Below are 14,678 nucleotides of genomic sequence, written 5' to 3'. Positions count from 1 at the left end.
GGTGCAAGTTCTCCGTAACGGTCAAACGCGATCAATGATTTTGTCGCCGAACAGCCCCTGGGGCCGCACGAGCAGGAAGCACAGGGCAAGGCCGTAGGCGAACCAGGTCTCGATGCCGCCGCCGACCATGGGGCCCAGGTAGACCTCGGAGAGCTTCTCGCCCACGCCGATGATCAGGCCGCCGATGATGGCGCCGGGCAGCGAGGTCAGGCCGCCCAGGATCACCACGGGCAGGGCCTTCAGGGCCACCAGCGACAGCGAGTACTGCACGCCCAGCTTGGAGCCCCAGATGATGCCCACCACCAGGGCCACGCCGCCGGCCACCGACCAGACGATGACCCAGATGCGCGACAGCGGGATGCCGATGGACTGCGCCGCCTGGTGGTCGTCGGCCACGGCGCGCAGCGCGCGGCCGGTCTTGGTCTTCTGGAAGAACACGCTGAGCGCGGCCACCAGCAGCGCGGCGATGCAGGCCGCGTACAGGTCTTCCTGGCTCAGCAGCACGCCGCCCTGGAACAGGCCCTCGAGGATGAACATGGGGTCCTTGGGCATGCCCACGTTGATGCTGTAGACGGCGCTGCCGAAGATCATCGGGCCCAGGCCGTCCAGCAGGTAGGCGATGCCCAGCGTGGCCATCAAGAGCGTGATGGGCTCCTGGTTGACGAGGTGGCGCAGTGCCAGCCGCTCGATCACCCAGGCCACGACCACCATGATGGCCAGCGACACGCAGATGGCCAGCAGGTTGGTGAACCAGCCCGGCTCCATGCCGATCCACTTCGGGATCCACTCGGAAAAGCGCGCCATGGCCAGGGCCGAGAACAGCACCATCGCGCCCTGGGCGAAGTTGAACACGCCCGAGGCCTTGAAGATCAGCACGAAGCCGATGGCGATCAGCGCGTACAGCGTGCCCACCATGAGGCCGCCGAACAAGGTTTCCAGAAAAAATCCCATGTCAGTCCCCTCAATGGCCTGTGCCAAGGTAAGCGCGGATCACGTCTTCGTTCTGGCGCACCTCGTCGGGTGCGCCGTCGCCGATCTTCTTGCCGTAGTCCAGCACCACGACGCGGTCGCTGATGTCCATGACCACGCCCATGTCGTGCTCGATCAGCACGATGGTGGAGCCGAACTCGTCGTTGACATCGAGGATGAAGCGGCACATGTCCTGCTTTTCCTCCACGTTCATGCCGGCCATGGGCTCGTCCAGCAGCAGCACCTGCGGCTGCATGGCCAGTGCGCGGCCCAGGTCCACGCGCTTTTGCAGGCCGTAGGGCAGCTGGCCCACGGGGGTCTTGCGGTAGGCCTGGATCTCCAGGAAGTCGATGATGTGCTCGACGAACTCGCGGTGGCGGATCTCCTCGCGCTGGGCCGGGCCCAGGCGCAGGGCCTGCATCAGGATGCCGCTTTTGATCTGCAGGTTGCGGCCGGTCATGATGTTGTCGATCACGCTCATGCCCTTGAACAGCGCCAGGTTCTGGAAGGTGCGCGCCACGCCCATCTCGGCCACCTGGCGGCTGTTCATGTGGCTGAAGGTCTTGCCCCGGAAGGTGATCGATCCCTCGGACGGCGTGTACACGCCGTTGATGCAGTTGAGCATGGAGCTCTTGCCCGCGCCGTTGGGGCCGATGATGGAGCGGATCTCGTGCTCGCGCACATCGAACGAGATGTCCGTCAGCGCCTTCACCCCGCCGAAGCGCAGGCTGATGTTCTTGATGTCGAGGATGACATCGCCGATCTTCTTGTGGGTCATGTCAGCGGCTCCGGTCAGGCCCTGGCGGTGGCAGCCACCGAATGGGTTTTGGCATCGATGATGGACAGCGTGGCGCTGACGCTGCCGGTGCGGCCGTCCTCGAACTTGACCTGGGTCTCGATGAACTGCTCACGCTTGCCCGTGTACAGCGCATCGACCAGCACGCCGTACTTGTCGGCAATGAAGCCGCGGCGCACCTTGCGCGTGCGGGTCAGCTCGTCGTCGTCGGGGTCCAGCTCCTTGTGCAGCACCAGGAAGCGCGCCACCTGCGTGTCGGCCATGCCGGCTTCGGCGGCCAGGTCGGCGTTCACCTGGGCCACGCAGTCGGCCACCATCTCCAGCACCTTGGCCTTCGATGCCAGGTCCACATAGCCGCCATAGGGCAGGCCCTGCCGCTCGGCCCAGTTGCCCACGGCCTCGTAGTCGATGTTGATGAAGGCGCAGACCTGGTCGCGGCCGTGGCCGAAGCACACCGCCTCCTTGATCTGTGGGAAGAACTTGAGCTTGTTCTCGATGTAGTTGGGCGCGAACATGGCGCCCCGGCTGGTCTTGCCCACGTCCTTGGCGCGGTCGATGATGCGCAGCTGGCCGCTGGCGTCGATCACGCCGGCATCTCCCGTGTGGAACCAGCCGTCGGCATCCACCACCTCGGCCGTGGCGTCGGGGCGCTTGTAGTACTCCTTGAGCACGGACACGCCCTTGAGCAGCACCTCGCCGTTGTCGGCGATCTTCAGCTCGATGCCCGGTGCGGCCTGGCCCACGCTGCTCAGCTCCACCTGCCCGTCGCGCTGTATGCACACATAGGCGCAGGTCTCGGTCTGGCCGTAGAGCTGCTTGAGGTTGATGCCGATGGAGCGGAAGAAGCGGAACAGCTCGGGCCCGATGGCCGCACCCGCCGTGTAGGCCACGCGGATGCGCGACAGGCCCATGGCATTGCGCAGCGGCCCGTAGATGCACAGGTCGCCCAGCGCGTACTTCAGGCGGTCCAGCGTGCCCACCGTCTTGCCGTCCAGGATGTCCGAGCCCACGCGGCGCGCCACGGCCATGGCGCGGCCGTACATCCATTGCTTGAAGGGCGCGGCATCCTCCATGCGGATGGACACCGAGGTCAGCATGCCCTCGAAGATGCGCGGTGGCGCGAAGTAGTAGCTGGGGCCGATCTCGCGCAGGTCGATGGACACGGTCGAGGCCGACTCCGGGCAGTTGATGGTGAAGCCCGCCACCAGCCACTGCGCGAAGGAGAACAGGTGGTCGCCCACCCAGGCCGGAGGCAGGTAGGAGATCACGTTGTCGCCGGGGCCCAGGCGGTCCACCTGCACGCCGCCGCGTGCCGACTCGCCAAAGCTGCGGTGCGTCTGGCACACGCCCTTGGGCTTGCCGGTCGTGCCCGAGGTGTAGAGGATGACCGAGACATCGTCGGGCGACAGCGCGGCCAGCATCGCATCCCAGGCGCCCGGGTGTGCGGCATCCCACTCCTGGCCCTTTTGCAGCAGCGCCTCGGTGCTGATCAGCCCCGGCTGGTCGTAGTTGCGCAGGCCGCGCGGGTCGTCATAGATGATGTGGCCGAGGCCGGAGACGCTCTCGCGCACCTCCAGCAGCTTGTCGACCTGCTCCTGGTTCTCGGCAAAGGCGAAGTCGATCTCGGCATCCTCGATGACGAAGCGCATCTCGGCGGCCACGGCATCCTGGTACAGCGGGATCGGTACGCCGCCCAGCGCCTGCACGGCAATGAAGCCCATGTAGACATGGGGCCGGTTGTCGCTGATGAAGGCCAGATTCTGGCCGCGTGCCAGGCCCAGCGCCGCCAGGCCGCAGGCCATGTGGCGCACGGTCTCGGCGGCCTCGCTCCAGCTCCAGGTCTGCCAGATGCCGTATTCCTTCTCGCGCAGCGCCGGCGCCTGGGGGCGCTGGGCGGCATGCTGGAGCAGCAGGTGCGGGAACGTGGTCGTCATTCCATGTCCTTGGATGTTCGTGAATGGTGGTCGCATGGTGCAGATGCCCAGGCTGTGACCTACCGGCTTGGACTGCATCCTAGGACTGGCTTTGACGCCGTGGTGTCTGTTTGACGACAATCCGCGGGAAACTCATCATCGGGAAAACGCGCCGTAACAAAAGGTGCCAAAACGGTCTCATGTCCCGCTTGGGGGCTTGCGCATCCAGGAATGTGCGCGTGCCGCGGTCCTTCTGGAAATCCCGCTCACGCCAGCCACCGGGCTCGGGCAATGCTTGGGTGGTTTTGATGATTGATCCGCGCACCCTCGCCGCGACTCCATGAGCCAAGAACTGTCACTGCACCAGCGCCGCCGCGCGCCCCGGCCCGAGGAACTCGAAGGCATTCCCTGGCTGGCCGTACTCCAGCCCGCCGAGCGCGAACGGGCCCAGAAGGCGCTGGTCGTCGGCGACGCCCAGCCCGGCGACTATGTCTGCCGCACCGGCCGCGCGCCCACCTACTGGTTCGGCGTGGTCGAAGGCCTGCTCAAGATGAACACCGACGGCGCCGATGGCGCCAGCATGACCCTGGCCGGCCTGCCCCCGGGCGGCTGGTTCGGCGAAGGCACGGCCGTCAAGCGCGAGCCCTACCGCTACAACGTGCAGGCCATACGCCGCAGCGTGGTCGGTGGCCTGCCAATCGAGACCTTCCACTGGCTGCTGGACCACTCCATCGGCTTCAACCGCTTCGTCATGAGCCAGCTCAACGAGCGCCTGGGCCAATTCATCTCGGCCCGCGAAATCGACCGCCTCACCAACCCCGACCTGCGCGTGGCCCGCAGCCTGGCCGCGCTCTTTCACCCGCTGCTGTACCCGGGCGTGGGCGAGGTGCTGCGCATCACCCAGCAGGAACTGGCCTACCTGGTGGGCCTGTCACGCCAGCGCGTCAACGAGGCGCTGTCCGTGCTGCAGCGCGAAAACGCCATCGTCGTGGAGTACGGCGGCCTGCGCGTGCTCGACCTGGAAGCGCTGCGCAGCGGTCTGTTTGCGGGGGCGCGGCGGGCGGCTTGAGCATGCGCGGCGTCCGCTTTGGCGCCGTACCCATTGGCATGAACCAGCACCGATGCATGCCACCACGGAATTTTGAAAAGTACTGAAAATCGTAGCCAAACTACGATTGGCAGAAAAATACCAAACTTGTCCGTGTTTGGAATAAGTGCTTGAATCGCAGCATGACTACGACCGGGGCAAGCAAATTAAACGCGCTCTACACGCAGCTGCCTGCGGGCACGCCCATTACCTCGCAGGATCTGGCAGGACTGGGCATCTCCGCAGACCTGGCTGTCCATTACGTGCGCGCGGGCTGGCTGAAGCGCCTGATGCGGGGGGTCTTCTGCCGGCCCAACGACAGCCTGGCCCTGCATCCGAGCCTGGGCGTGCTGCAGCGCCGCCTGGAGGGCCTGCATGTGGGGGGCAAGTCGGCGCTGGACTGGTACGGCATGCGCCAGTATGTGGCGCAGCAGCCGGTGCTGCAGCTGTATGGCTGGGCCGCCGGGCAGTTGCCGCCATGGTTCACGGAGCGGTTCCCTGCCGAATACCATCGCAAACGGCTGTTCGATGAACAACCCGGCGATTTGCTGCACGTGGGGCCGTTCGAGAAACGCAGCGGTGCCGCCCAGGTCTCGGCCCCGGAGCGTGCGCTGCTGGAGCTTCTGAGCGATGTGGGCGTGCGCCAGCCGCTGCAGGAAGCCAGGGAGCTGGTGGAGAGCGCGTACAGCCTGCGCGCCGATGTGCTGCGTGAACTTCTGCAGCGCTGCACCAGCGTCAAGACCGTGCGCCTGTGCCTTCAACTCGGGCGCGAGGGGGCGCTGCCCTGGGTCGCCAGGCTGGAGACGGCCTCGCTGCCGACGGGAAGCGACAGGCCCTGGGTGTCCCGGTCGGCCGAGGGCCTGTTGGTGCTCAAGCCATGAACCAGACCTATCTCGACACTGCGCGCCTGTTGACACAGGTCGCGCCGCTGGTGTTTGTGGATGACACGTTCGCGCTGAAGGGCGGAACCGCGATCAACCTGTTCGTGCGCGATATGCCGCGCCTGTCCGTTGATCTGGACCTGGTGTTTCCCGACCACAGGCCGTCACGTGATGAGGCGCTGCTGCGGATCAATCAGGCCATCCGGCAAGCGGCAGAACGCCTGACGAAGCGAGGCTTTCAGACCCATGCGCCGGTGGCTGCAGCGGGCCAGACCAAGCTGCTGGTGCGCCGTGGTCCCGTGCAGGTCAAGATCGAAGTGAACTATGTCATGCGGGGCACGGTGCTGCCGGTGCGGCAGGCCTCGCTCACGCCAACTGCGCGCGATGTGCTGATGGCTGACCTGGAGATTCCCGTGGTCTCCGCAGAGGACGTGTACGGCGGCAAGCTCGTGGCCGCCCTGGACCGGCAGCACCCGCGTGATCTGTTCGATGTGATGCAGCTGTTCGCGCACGGCGGCATCACCTCAGGCATCCGGCGCGCCTTCGTGGTCTATCTGGCATGCAGCAACCGACCTTTGCACGAAGTGCTGTTTCCTCCCTTGCGTGATGTCCGGCACGATTTCGAGAACAACTTCCGGGGCATGACGGCCGAGCCTGTGCCGCTGCAATCTCTGCTCGCAGCACGCGAGCGGTTGCTGCGGGAGCTTCAGCAAGGGCTGGATGCCAGTGAGCGGCGCTTTTTGCTGTCGCTGGCCGCAGGAGCCCCCGATTGGCCGGCGCTGGACATCGCCCATCTCGAACACCTGCCCGGCGTGCGATGGAAGGTGCAGAACCTGGCGCAGCTGCGCACGTCCCATCCCCGCAAGTTCGCCGAGCAGGCGGACCTGCTGGCCGCACGGCTGGTCATCTGACGCCAGCACTGCACACCTTCAGATCACGCCTTCGCGCCGCAGCCTCTCCTGCTGCTGCGCATCCAGCCCCAGCGCCGCATAGATGCGTGCATTGTCCTGGCCTGTGGCCGGGCCGCTGCGGGGCGAAGGGGCCTGGCGGCCCGTGAAGCGGGGTACGGGCGCGGGGGCGGTGAGGGGGCCCAGGTCGGGGTCGGGCAGGGTGATGAAGCTGCCGCGCTCCACGAAATGCGGGTCCTGCAGCGCGTCCTCGGCCGAGCAGACCTTGCTGAACGGAATGTCGTGCGCGGCCAGCGCGGCCGTGGCCTGGGCGCAGTCCAGGCCTGCGCACCATTGCACGATCTGCGCATCCAGCGCCTGCAGGTGGCGGATGCGCGCGGCGTTGTCCGCAAAGCGCGGGTCGGCGGCCAGGTCGGCGCGGTCCATGGCCTGGCACAGGCGCGCGAAGATGGCGTCGCCCGTGGCGACCACGGTGAGCCAGGCGCCGTCGCGCGTGCGGTAGACGTTGGAGGGCGCCGTGTAGCCCGCGCACGATCCCGTGCGGCTGCGCGCCTGTCCGCCCAGCTGGTACTCGGCCGCCAGCGGGTCCAGCAGGCGTAGCATGGCTTCGGTGGCCGACAGGTCGATCTCCATGCCGCGCCGTTCACCGGGCGGCTGCGCGTTGCGCTCGGCCAGTGCGGCCGCGATGGAGAAGGCGCCGAACAGGCCGGCCACGGCATCGCCCAGCGGGTAGTTCATGTGCTGGGGCGGGCCGTCCGCCTCGCCCGTGAGGTGGGCGAAGCCGCTCATGGCCTCGAAGATGCGCGCAAAGCCCGGCCGGCGCGCATAGGGGCCGGTCTGGCCGAAGCCCGTCAGGCGCAGCACGATGAGGCGCGGGTTGCGGGCATGCAAGGTGGCCAGGTCCAGCCCCCAGCGGTCCAGCGTGCCGGTGCGGAAGTTCTCCACCAGCACGTCGAAATCCTCGATCAGCCGCAGGAACAGCGTGCGGCCTTCGGCCTTGCGCACATCCAGCGAGATGCCCTGCTTGCCCCGGTTGGCGGTTTTCCAGAACACGGCGTGGCCATCGTGCACGGGGGCCAGGCTGCGCAGCGTGTCGCCGCCGCCGGGCAGCTCCAGCTTGACGACATCGGCGCCCAGGTCGCCGCACAGCGTGGCCGAGAAGGGGGCGGCCAGCACCGTGGCCATGTCGAGGATGCGCACACCCTCCAGCGGATAGCCTTGGCGCTGCATCAGTTGCCTTTCAGGTCCACGTTCTTCAGCACGGGCTCCCAGGCGCGGCGGTCTTCGGCCACGCGCTTGTGGAAGTCCGCCGTCTGCGTGGGCAGCGGCGTGGCACCCAGGCGCGCCAGCTTGTCGCGCGTCTCGGGCAAGGCCATGGCCTTGGCCAGCGCCTGGTTGAGCGTGGCCACGATCTGCTGCGGCGTGCCCTTGGGCGCGGCCAGGCCCACCCACAGGCCGGTGTCCAGCCCGGCCACGCCCAGCTCGGCAAAGGTGGGAATGTCGGGCGCTGCGGGCGAGCGGCTCTTGCCGGTCTGCGCCAGGATGCGGATCTGCCCGCCCTGCATGTAGGGCAGGGTGCCGCCCAGGTTGTTGCACATCACCGGGATGTGGCCGGCCATGAGGTCGTTGACGGCCGGGGCGTTGCCCTTGTAGGGCAGGTGCTGCATCTTCGTGCCGAGCCGGTGGTTGACCATCTCGCAGACCAGGTGCGAGGGCGTGGCCGTGCCGGCCGAGCCGAAGGACAGCGTGCCGGGCCTGGCCTTGTCGGCCGCCACCAATTCGGCCAGCGTGCGGTAGGGGGTCTTGGCGTTGACGGCAATGACGTTGGGCAGGTCGGCCACCAGGCCGATGTACTCGTAGTCGGTCAGCGGATTCCACTTGAGGTTGGCGTGCACATGGGGCAGGAAGACATTGCTCAGGCCTGCCATGAGCAGGGTGTAGCCATCGGGCGCGGCGCGGGCCACGAGTTCCGAGCCGACCAGGCTGCCTGCGCCCGGCTTGTTCTCCACCACCACCGGCTGGCCCAGGGCCTGGCCCAGTTCCACCGACAGCGCGCGGGCCACGAGGTCGGTGCTGCCGCCTGCGGGAAAGGGAACGATCACGCGCACGGGCCGATCGGGAAAAGTCGCCTGGGCCGTCTGTGCCGCTTGGGCCGCCTGCGCGCAGGCACACAGCGCAGCCAGCAGGCCCAGGGTGGCCAGGTACTTCGAGGTGAGGGGGTGTGTCATGGGGGCCTCCGGTGTCAGGCGCTCTCGCGCAGCATGAGCTTGGCGATGTTGAGCTGGTGGATCTGGCTGGTGCCTTCGTAGAGGCGGAACAGGCGCACGTCGCGGAAGTAGCGCTCGATGGGGCTGAAGTCGGCCACATAGCCTGCGCCGCCGAACATCTGCACGGCGCGGTCGGCCACGCGGCCGCACATCTCGGAGGCGAAGTACTTGCACATGGAGGCGGACAGCGCCACGTCCTCGCCCCGGTCGCGGGCGCGGGCGGCCTCCAGGATCATGGATTGCGCCGCGAAGATCTCGGTGCGGCTGTCAGCCAGCATGGCCTGCACCAGCTGGAAGTTCGCCACCGGCTGGCCGAACTGCTCGCGCTGGCGCACATGGGCCAGCGCCAGGTCCAGCATGCGGATCGCCGGCCCCGTGCACAGCGCTGCCAGGTGCAGGCGCTGCTTGTTGAGCACCTTCATCACGGTCTTGAAGCCCTGGCCCTCGCGCCCGCCGATGATCTGGTCGGCCGGCACGCGGCAGTCCTGGAAATGCACGTCGGACACGGGCGAGCCCGCCTGGCCCATCTTGCGATAGGGCTGGCCTGTCACCAGACCCGGCGAGCGCTCCACGAAGAAGGCCGTCAGCCCCTCGCTGCCCGTGCTGCCTTCGCCGGTGCGGGCGATGACGGTGAACACATCGGCCAGCGGCGCATTGGTGATGAAGCGCTTGCTGCCGTTGAGCACGTAGTGGTCGCCCTCGCGGCGCGCCGTGGTCTGGATGTTGCTCGCCTCCGAGCCCGCGTCCGGCTCGGTCAGCGCCAGGCAACCCGTGAGCTCGCCGCGCGCCATGCGCGGCAGCCAGCGCTGCTTTTGCGCCTCGGTGCCGTCGGCCACCAGGGCTTCCGAGCCAATGCCGGTGTTGGTGCCCACGCGGGCCCGCAGCGCCACCGAGGCCTGGGACAGCTCGAAGGCGCAGCACACCAGCTCCTCGGTGCTCAGGCCCAGGCCGCCATAGGCCTGGGGAATGCTCCAGCCGAAATAGCCCTTGTCGCGCAGCTCCTGGACCACGGCGGGCGGAATGCTGTCGTCGCGCTCGATCTGCTCTTCGAGCGGATGCCAGCGGTGGCGCACGAAATGGCGGATGTCTGCAATCAACGCCTGCAGGCGGGCGTCGGCGGGATGGGGGGTGGGGGCTTGGCTCATGGGCCGCACTGTAGGAAGCGCGGGCACCAGGGCTGCAATGCAGTTTCAAATATTGAAATGCAGTTGCGGCTTTGCGGCGGTGGTCCGCACAATCGCCACGTGCCCCACACCCCCATTGCCCACCAACCCAGGGACTCGCAGGATGTCTGCCGCATCCGCGAGCAGGACCCGTATTTCGCTGGCACGCTGGCCAAGGGGCTGATGATTCTCCAGTGCTTCGTCAGCGACCCGCGCCCGCATGCCAACAGCGAGCTGGCCCGCCGCCTGGGCCTGCCGCGCCCCACCGTGTCCAGGCTGTGCCGCAGCCTGCAGACCATGGGCTACCTGGACCATGACGAGCGGCTGGACCGCTACTTCGTCGGCCCGGCCGCTGTCGCCCTGGGCTACCCCTATGTAATCAACACGCCCTTGCTCGGCCCGCTGCGCCTGCCCATGCAGGCGCTGGCCGACCGTGTGAAGGGGGCGGTGTCGGTGGGCGTGGTCATGGACCTGGATGTGGTCTATCTGGATACCTGCGCCTGGGAGGGCGGCACGCTCAAGCGACCCGGCGTGGGCGCCGTGCGCGGCGTGCTGGAAACGGCCATGGGCCGGGCAGGGCTGGCCCAGCTCGATGCCGGGGAACTGCAGCGCTTCCTGGACCGCGTGCGCAGCCAGCGGCCCGAGGAATATGCGCGCTGCAGGGACAACGCCAGCGAAAGCCTGGCGCACTATGCCGCCCGGGGCTTCGCGGTCAACATGGGCGACTCCGGCCTGGGCGTGTGCGCCGTGGGTGCGGCCTCGCGCATCCGCTACGGGTCGCGCCGCCTGCTGTTCAACTGCGCTGTGCCGGGCCTGCGCATGCCGGCCCGCACGCTGATCCGGGATGTGGGCCCCCAGTTGGCGCAGTTGGTGGCCCTGTGCGACCGGCTGCCCGTGGACCGCTGATCTGCGGGCCTGGCGCTTCAGAAAGCGGCCAGCACGATGCCGATGGCCAGCAGCACGCCGAAGGAGATCCAGCCGTTCTTCTGGTCCAGGCCGCCGATCTGGCGCAGCGCCTCTTCGCGCGCAGCGCCCACCAGGCCCCTCTGGTTGATCTGCTGTATGCGCGTGACCAGCCATTGCAGGTAGGTGCGCTTGACCGTGAACGAGATGGCCACCGCGATGCCGAGCACGCGCCCGGCGCCGCCCGTGCCGGGCATCAGCAGATTGATGATCAACAGGGTGATGAAGGCCACCACGGCATAGGCGTAGACGCGGCGCGCAATGGCCCAGGAAACGCCCATGAAGGGAATGGCGGTCCAGCAGGGACTCATGGATGCGAAAAAGCCCTTTTTCCCGCTGACCATGCGCTCCCACAGTGGCCGGTATTTTTCAGCATTCGGGCCGATGGCGGTCTCCATATCGGACCACTCGATTCCAGTCAAGTCCGGCTTGGTGATAAGCAGCGCCTTGAATTGTTCTTTCAAGGGCATGGAATTCAATAGGTTGGGTGTATCGCTCATGGTTTTCCTTGTTGAATGAGGCGGGAGTCCGGGCGGGATGGTCTGGATACCGCAGCAGGCGCTGCGCGAAGGGCTGTTGTCTCGAAAGAGCCCCCCGTTTCTGGACGGGCGCCATTCTATGGGGAGATGTATGGGCAATGGCAAGCCCAATGGGTTGATTTGCAATCGCCAATGAATGAAATCGCCCAAATAAAATACATTTTTTTACATATTGCATGCCGTGCATTGGAAGATCCCAATCGGCCGGATTGAAGATGTTTTGCCGATGTGATTCGTTTCTTGTCGATTTTTCATTGAGGATTCATCCGGTTGTGCATATCGCGCCGGATACAGCGATCGGGATGGGGTGGCCACCAGGCGCATTGCATGGGGCATGAATGTGTTGTGCGGAACATGGCGAGCCCGCCGGGGCGCAGGGCCGGGCGGCGGGGCTGGCAAGGGAGCCCTGGCGGCCTGCGCGCAGGCCGCCCGATAGTCGCCCGATAGCCGAGCGCAATGCCCGTATTGGCCGCAGGGCGCAGCCGCTGCGGGCCTTGCCGCGCGACAATGGCGGTCTAATGTCATCCCCTACTTCTTCCAAACCGTCCCGGCCCGGCGCCGACGAGGCGGCAGCGCCCTCCGCGCGCCCTGTGCTGCGCCGCCCCGAAAAGCCACAGGCCGAGCCGGCTGGCGATGCCCGCCGCCCTTCGGGTGGCGCGGGCAAATCTGCGGGCGCACGCGGCGGCCCGCGCAGTGACCGCAACGACCGCAATGAACGTGGCGGCGACCGTGGCGGCCGCAATGATCGTTACGAGCGCTCCGACCGCCGTGATGCCCCCCCTCGCGGCGATGCCCGCGGTGCGGCTCCCCGAGGCGATGCCCCCCGCGGTGCAGCACCCCGCGACGACGCCCGTGACCAGCGCCCGCGCAGCAGCGGTTTCGGCCGTGCCGAGGACCTGGACCGTTCCCAGCCGCGTGGCGACTGGCGCGAACAGGGCGGCGGCGAGAACCGTGCCCCGCGCGAGCAGCGCGACATGCGCGATGCCCGTGATACGCGCGATGCCCGCCCCCCGCGCGCGCCCCGCCCGGACGATCGCCGCGACCGGCCCTATGGCCAGCGCGATGAGCGTCCGCGTGATGGTCAGCGCGATGGCCAACGTGACGGCCAGCGCGACGGTCCCCGTGACGGCCCGCGTGAAGGTGGTTTCCGCGACCGTCCCCGTGACGACGCCCGCGGCCCCCGCCGTGACGATGCGCGCGGACCGCGCCGCGACGACGCCCGTGGTCCCCGCCGTGATGACGCCCGTGGCCCGCGCCGCGACGAGGCGCCCCAGGCCGAGCCCGCCTACCGTCCGCTCAGCGGCATCCGCACCTACCGTCCCGCCGACGGTGGCGCCAGCCGCGAAATCCCCGTCAAGCGTGCTCCCGAGCCGCTGCAGGAGCAGGTTCCCGGTGGCGTGCGCATCAACAAGCGCCTGGCCGACATGGGCCTGTGCTCGCGCCGCGAGGCCGACGAGTGGGTGGACAAGGGTTGGGTCCGCGTCAATGGCGAACTCGCCGTGATGGGCCAGAACGTGGTGGCGGCCGACCGCATCACCGTCGAGCGCGAAGCGCGCGAGCGCCAGGACCAGCAGGTCACCATCCTGATCCACAAGCCCATGGGCTATGTCAGCGGCCAAGCCGAGGACGGGCACGAGCCCGCCGTGGTCCTGGTCACGCCCCAGAACCACTGGAACCAGGACACCAGCCGCACGCGCTTCAACTTCGCGCAGCTCAAGGGCCTGGCTCCCTGCGGCCGGCTGGACATCGACTCCGTGGGCCTGCTCGTCATGACCCAGGATGGCCGCGTGGCGCGCCAGATCATTGGCGAAGACTCGGAGATGGACAAGGAGTACCTGGTGCGCGTGACCTACGGCGACCGCGACATCGACGTGCAATCCGTGTTCCCGGCCGAACAGCTGGCACGCCTGTGCCATGGCCTGTCGCTCGATGGCGAGGCACTCAAGCCCGCCAAGGTGGACTGGCAGAACCCCGAGCAGCTGCGCTTTGTGCTGACCGAAGGCAAGAAGCGCCAGATCCGCCGCATGTGCGAACTGGTGGGCCTGCGCGTAGTGGGCCTCAAGCGCATCCGCATCGGCCGCGTGACGCTGGGCAATCTGCCTGTGGGCCAGTGGCGCTACCTGGGTGCACATGAGAATTTTTAGCACCCCCTGAGCGGCTGCGCCGCTTCCCCCTCTCTCGCTTCGCGGGAGGGGGACGGCACCCTCGGTGCCCCTGATTTGGGCAGCGGCGGTTTTGAGCTCGTGTTTAGAATGCGAACCATTCTCAAACGAGCTTCAGCGCTGCGGCACGCCAGTCCGGGGCGCGTCCGTCTTTTCATGCGCGCACCGGCCGATCCCGTACACACCCTCTATGTCGAACACCACGGCTGGCTGCAAGGCTGGCTGCGCCGCAAGCTGGGCAATGTGTTCGAGGCTTCCGATATCGCGCACGACACTTTCGTCAACGTGATCACCTCGGGCATGGCCGGCCGCATCGAGCAGCCGCGCCCCTTTCTGGCCACCGTGGCCCGCCATCTTGTGATCCGCCAGCACCGGCGCCGGCTGCTGGAGCGCGCCTATCTCGACACCCTGGCCCTGTTGCCCGCTGAACTTGCCCCTTCGCCCGAAGAGCGGCTGATCGCCCTCGAATCGCTGCAGGCCGTGGACCAGGCGCTGGACGCGCTGGCGCCCAAGGTGCGCGAGGCCTTCCTGCTGGCCCACCTCGAAGGCCTGAGCTATGCGGACATCGCCACGCGCCTGGGCGTGTCCATGACCAGCGTCAAGCGCTACCTGGCCCAGGGCTATGAGCGCTGCTTCGTGCTGGCGCTGTCCTGATGGCGCCGGTGCCTCCTTCCGATCCTCGGCGCCTGTCCAGCGCCGCGCCGCTACCCGGCAGCAGTATCCAGGCGCCCCAGGCGCTGGGCCGGCCCTTGCCGGCCGGCGTGGCGCGGGCGGCGGCCGGCTGGTTTGCGCTGCTGCAATCGGGCCAGGCCTCGGCCGCCGACCGGGCGCGCTGGCAGCGCTGGCTCGATGAAGACGCCGACCATGGCCGCGCCTGGGCCCATCTGCAGGCCGTCACGGGCGCGCTGACGGGGCTCAACGCGGGTGGCGCGGGCTATCGCGGCCTGTCCGCCGCTCCCCGGGCTGCGCGGCGGCGCCTGCTGGGCCTGTTTGCGGGCCTGGGCACGGCGGCCGGCGCGGGCTGGCTGGC

Annotated in this window: 14 protein-coding genes; 7 read left to right on the top strand and 7 right to left on the bottom strand. The window is 67.9% G+C overall.

Going from position 1 to position 14,678, the window contains the following annotated elements; all coding sequences use genetic code 11:
- Positions 1–21: 21 nt before the first annotated feature.
- Genes ACM14_RS21860 through ACM14_RS21850 form a run of 3 tightly spaced genes read right to left on the bottom strand, consistent with a single transcriptional unit; the run spans position 22 to position 3,699 of the window.
- A complete protein-coding gene (locus tag ACM14_RS21860) occupies positions 22–951 on the bottom strand; it encodes a branched-chain amino acid ABC transporter permease (protein ID WP_012203088.1) in 930 nt (309 codons plus the stop codon).
- A 10-nt stretch (positions 952–961) separates the two neighbouring features.
- On the bottom strand, positions 962–1,747 hold the full coding sequence (locus tag ACM14_RS21855) for an ABC transporter ATP-binding protein (protein ID WP_012203089.1): 786 nt from the start codon (positions 1,745–1,747) through the stop codon (positions 962–964).
- A gap of 14 nt (positions 1,748–1,761) precedes the next feature.
- The gene (locus ACM14_RS21850; protein ID WP_065347314.1) at positions 1,762–3,699 is read right to left on the bottom strand and encodes a long-chain fatty acid--CoA ligase; all 1,938 of its coding nucleotides are present in this window, start codon (positions 3,697–3,699) and stop codon (positions 1,762–1,764) included.
- Between the two features lie 319 nt (positions 3,700–4,018).
- On the opposite strand from ACM14_RS21850, the gene ACM14_RS21845 reads away from it, so the two are divergent.
- The 3 genes from ACM14_RS21845 to ACM14_RS21835 all read left to right on the top strand — a co-directional run bounded on the left by ACM14_RS21845 (position 4,019) and on the right by ACM14_RS21835 (position 6,557).
- Entirely contained in the window at positions 4,019–4,747 is a 729-nt protein-coding gene (locus ACM14_RS21845) for a Crp/Fnr family transcriptional regulator (protein WP_065347313.1), read from the top strand.
- A gap of 161 nt (positions 4,748–4,908) precedes the next feature.
- Complete coding sequence (locus tag ACM14_RS21840) at positions 4,909–5,646, top strand: type IV toxin-antitoxin system AbiEi family antitoxin (protein ID WP_065347312.1); 738 nt, start codon at positions 4,909–4,911, stop codon at positions 5,644–5,646.
- Complete coding sequence (locus ACM14_RS21835) at positions 5,643–6,557, top strand: nucleotidyl transferase AbiEii/AbiGii toxin family protein (protein WP_065347311.1); 915 nt, start codon at positions 5,643–5,645, stop codon at positions 6,555–6,557. The genes ACM14_RS21840 and ACM14_RS21835 overlap by 4 nt, the downstream gene beginning before the upstream one ends.
- 18 nt (positions 6,558–6,575) lie before the next feature.
- Here ACM14_RS21835 and ACM14_RS21830 read toward each other — a convergent pair whose 3' ends face one another.
- From ACM14_RS21830 to ACM14_RS21820, 3 genes are read right to left on the bottom strand one after another with little or no spacing between them, the layout of a single operon-like run.
- Positions 6,576–7,784, bottom strand: coding sequence for a CaiB/BaiF CoA-transferase family protein (locus ACM14_RS21830; protein WP_065347310.1), 1,209 nt, complete (start codon positions 7,782–7,784; stop codon positions 6,576–6,578).
- Positions 7,784–8,782, bottom strand: coding sequence for a tripartite tricarboxylate transporter substrate binding protein (locus ACM14_RS21825; protein ID WP_065347309.1), 999 nt, complete (start codon positions 8,780–8,782; stop codon positions 7,784–7,786). Before ACM14_RS21825 ends, ACM14_RS21830 begins: the two co-directional genes overlap by 1 nt.
- 14 nt (positions 8,783–8,796) lie before the next feature.
- On the bottom strand, positions 8,797–9,966 hold the full coding sequence (locus tag ACM14_RS21820; protein WP_065347308.1) for an acyl-CoA dehydrogenase family protein: 1,170 nt from the start codon (positions 9,964–9,966) through the stop codon (positions 8,797–8,799).
- A 57-nt stretch (positions 9,967–10,023) separates the two neighbouring features.
- Between ACM14_RS21820 and ACM14_RS21815 the strand changes: the two genes are divergently transcribed.
- Positions 10,024–10,890: an IclR family transcriptional regulator gene (locus tag ACM14_RS21815; RefSeq protein ID WP_016446586.1), complete on the top strand. Its 867-nt coding sequence runs from the start codon at positions 10,024–10,026 to the stop codon at positions 10,888–10,890.
- A 17-nt stretch (positions 10,891–10,907) separates the two neighbouring features.
- Here the strand turns inward: ACM14_RS21815 and ACM14_RS21810 are convergent, their stop codons facing one another.
- A complete protein-coding gene (locus ACM14_RS21810; RefSeq protein ID WP_065347307.1) occupies positions 10,908–11,447 on the bottom strand; it encodes a hypothetical protein in 540 nt (179 codons plus the stop codon).
- Between the two features lie 557 nt (positions 11,448–12,004).
- Here ACM14_RS21810 and ACM14_RS32125 point away from each other — a divergent pair.
- The 3 genes from ACM14_RS32125 to ACM14_RS21795 form a co-directional block, all read left to right on the top strand.
- On the top strand, positions 12,005–13,630 hold the full coding sequence (locus ACM14_RS32125) for a pseudouridine synthase (RefSeq protein ID WP_368072937.1): 1,626 nt from the start codon (positions 12,005–12,007) through the stop codon (positions 13,628–13,630).
- 174 nt (positions 13,631–13,804) lie between these two features.
- Positions 13,805–14,302 carry a sigma-70 family RNA polymerase sigma factor gene (locus tag ACM14_RS21800; protein ID WP_013804342.1) on the top strand — a complete coding sequence of 166 codons (498 nt, stop codon included), beginning with the start codon at positions 13,805–13,807 and terminating at the stop codon, positions 14,300–14,302.
- On the top strand, positions 14,302–14,678 hold a 377-nt coding region (locus tag ACM14_RS21795), incomplete at its 3' end, for a FecR/PupR family sigma factor regulator (protein ID WP_139093480.1). The genes ACM14_RS21800 and ACM14_RS21795, both read left to right, overlap by 1 nt.

The sequence above is a fragment of the Delftia sp. JD2 genome (assembly GCF_001682645.1).
Lineage (GTDB): Bacteria > Pseudomonadota > Gammaproteobacteria > Burkholderiales > Burkholderiaceae_C > Comamonas > Comamonas acidovorans.
This window is presented reverse-complemented; position numbering and strand designations above follow the sequence as displayed.

Bases quoted from the DNA above. Each gene is read 5' to 3' on its own strand.
- ACM14_RS21860 (WP_012203088.1), bottom strand. From the start codon at position 951: ATGGGATTTTTTCTGGAAACCTTGTTCGGCGGCCTCATGGTGGGCACG.
- ACM14_RS21855 (WP_012203089.1), bottom strand. From the start codon at position 1,747: ATGACCCACAAGAAGATCGGCGATGTCATCCTCGACATCAAGAACATC.
- ACM14_RS21850 (WP_065347314.1), bottom strand. From the start codon at position 3,699: ATGACGACCACGTTCCCGCACCTGCTGCTCCAGCATGCCGCCCAGCGC.
- ACM14_RS21845 (WP_065347313.1), top strand. From the start codon at position 4,019: ATGAGCCAAGAACTGTCACTGCACCAGCGCCGCCGCGCGCCCCGGCCC.
- ACM14_RS21840 (WP_065347312.1), top strand. From the start codon at position 4,909: ATGACTACGACCGGGGCAAGCAAATTAAACGCGCTCTACACGCAGCTG.
- ACM14_RS21835 (WP_065347311.1), top strand. From the start codon at position 5,643: ATGAACCAGACCTATCTCGACACTGCGCGCCTGTTGACACAGGTCGCG.
- ACM14_RS21830 (WP_065347310.1), bottom strand. From the start codon at position 7,784: ATGCAGCGCCAAGGCTATCCGCTGGAGGGTGTGCGCATCCTCGACATG.
- ACM14_RS21825 (WP_065347309.1), bottom strand. From the start codon at position 8,782: ATGACACACCCCCTCACCTCGAAGTACCTGGCCACCCTGGGCCTGCTG.
- ACM14_RS21820 (WP_065347308.1), bottom strand. From the start codon at position 9,966: ATGAGCCAAGCCCCCACCCCCCATCCCGCCGACGCCCGCCTGCAGGCG.
- ACM14_RS21815 (WP_016446586.1), top strand. From the start codon at position 10,024: ATGCAGTTGCGGCTTTGCGGCGGTGGTCCGCACAATCGCCACGTGCCC.
- ACM14_RS21810 (WP_065347307.1), bottom strand. From the start codon at position 11,447: ATGAGCGATACACCCAACCTATTGAATTCCATGCCCTTGAAAGAACAA.
- ACM14_RS32125 (WP_368072937.1), top strand. From the start codon at position 12,005: ATGTCATCCCCTACTTCTTCCAAACCGTCCCGGCCCGGCGCCGACGAG.
- ACM14_RS21800 (WP_013804342.1), top strand. From the start codon at position 13,805: ATGCGCGCACCGGCCGATCCCGTACACACCCTCTATGTCGAACACCAC.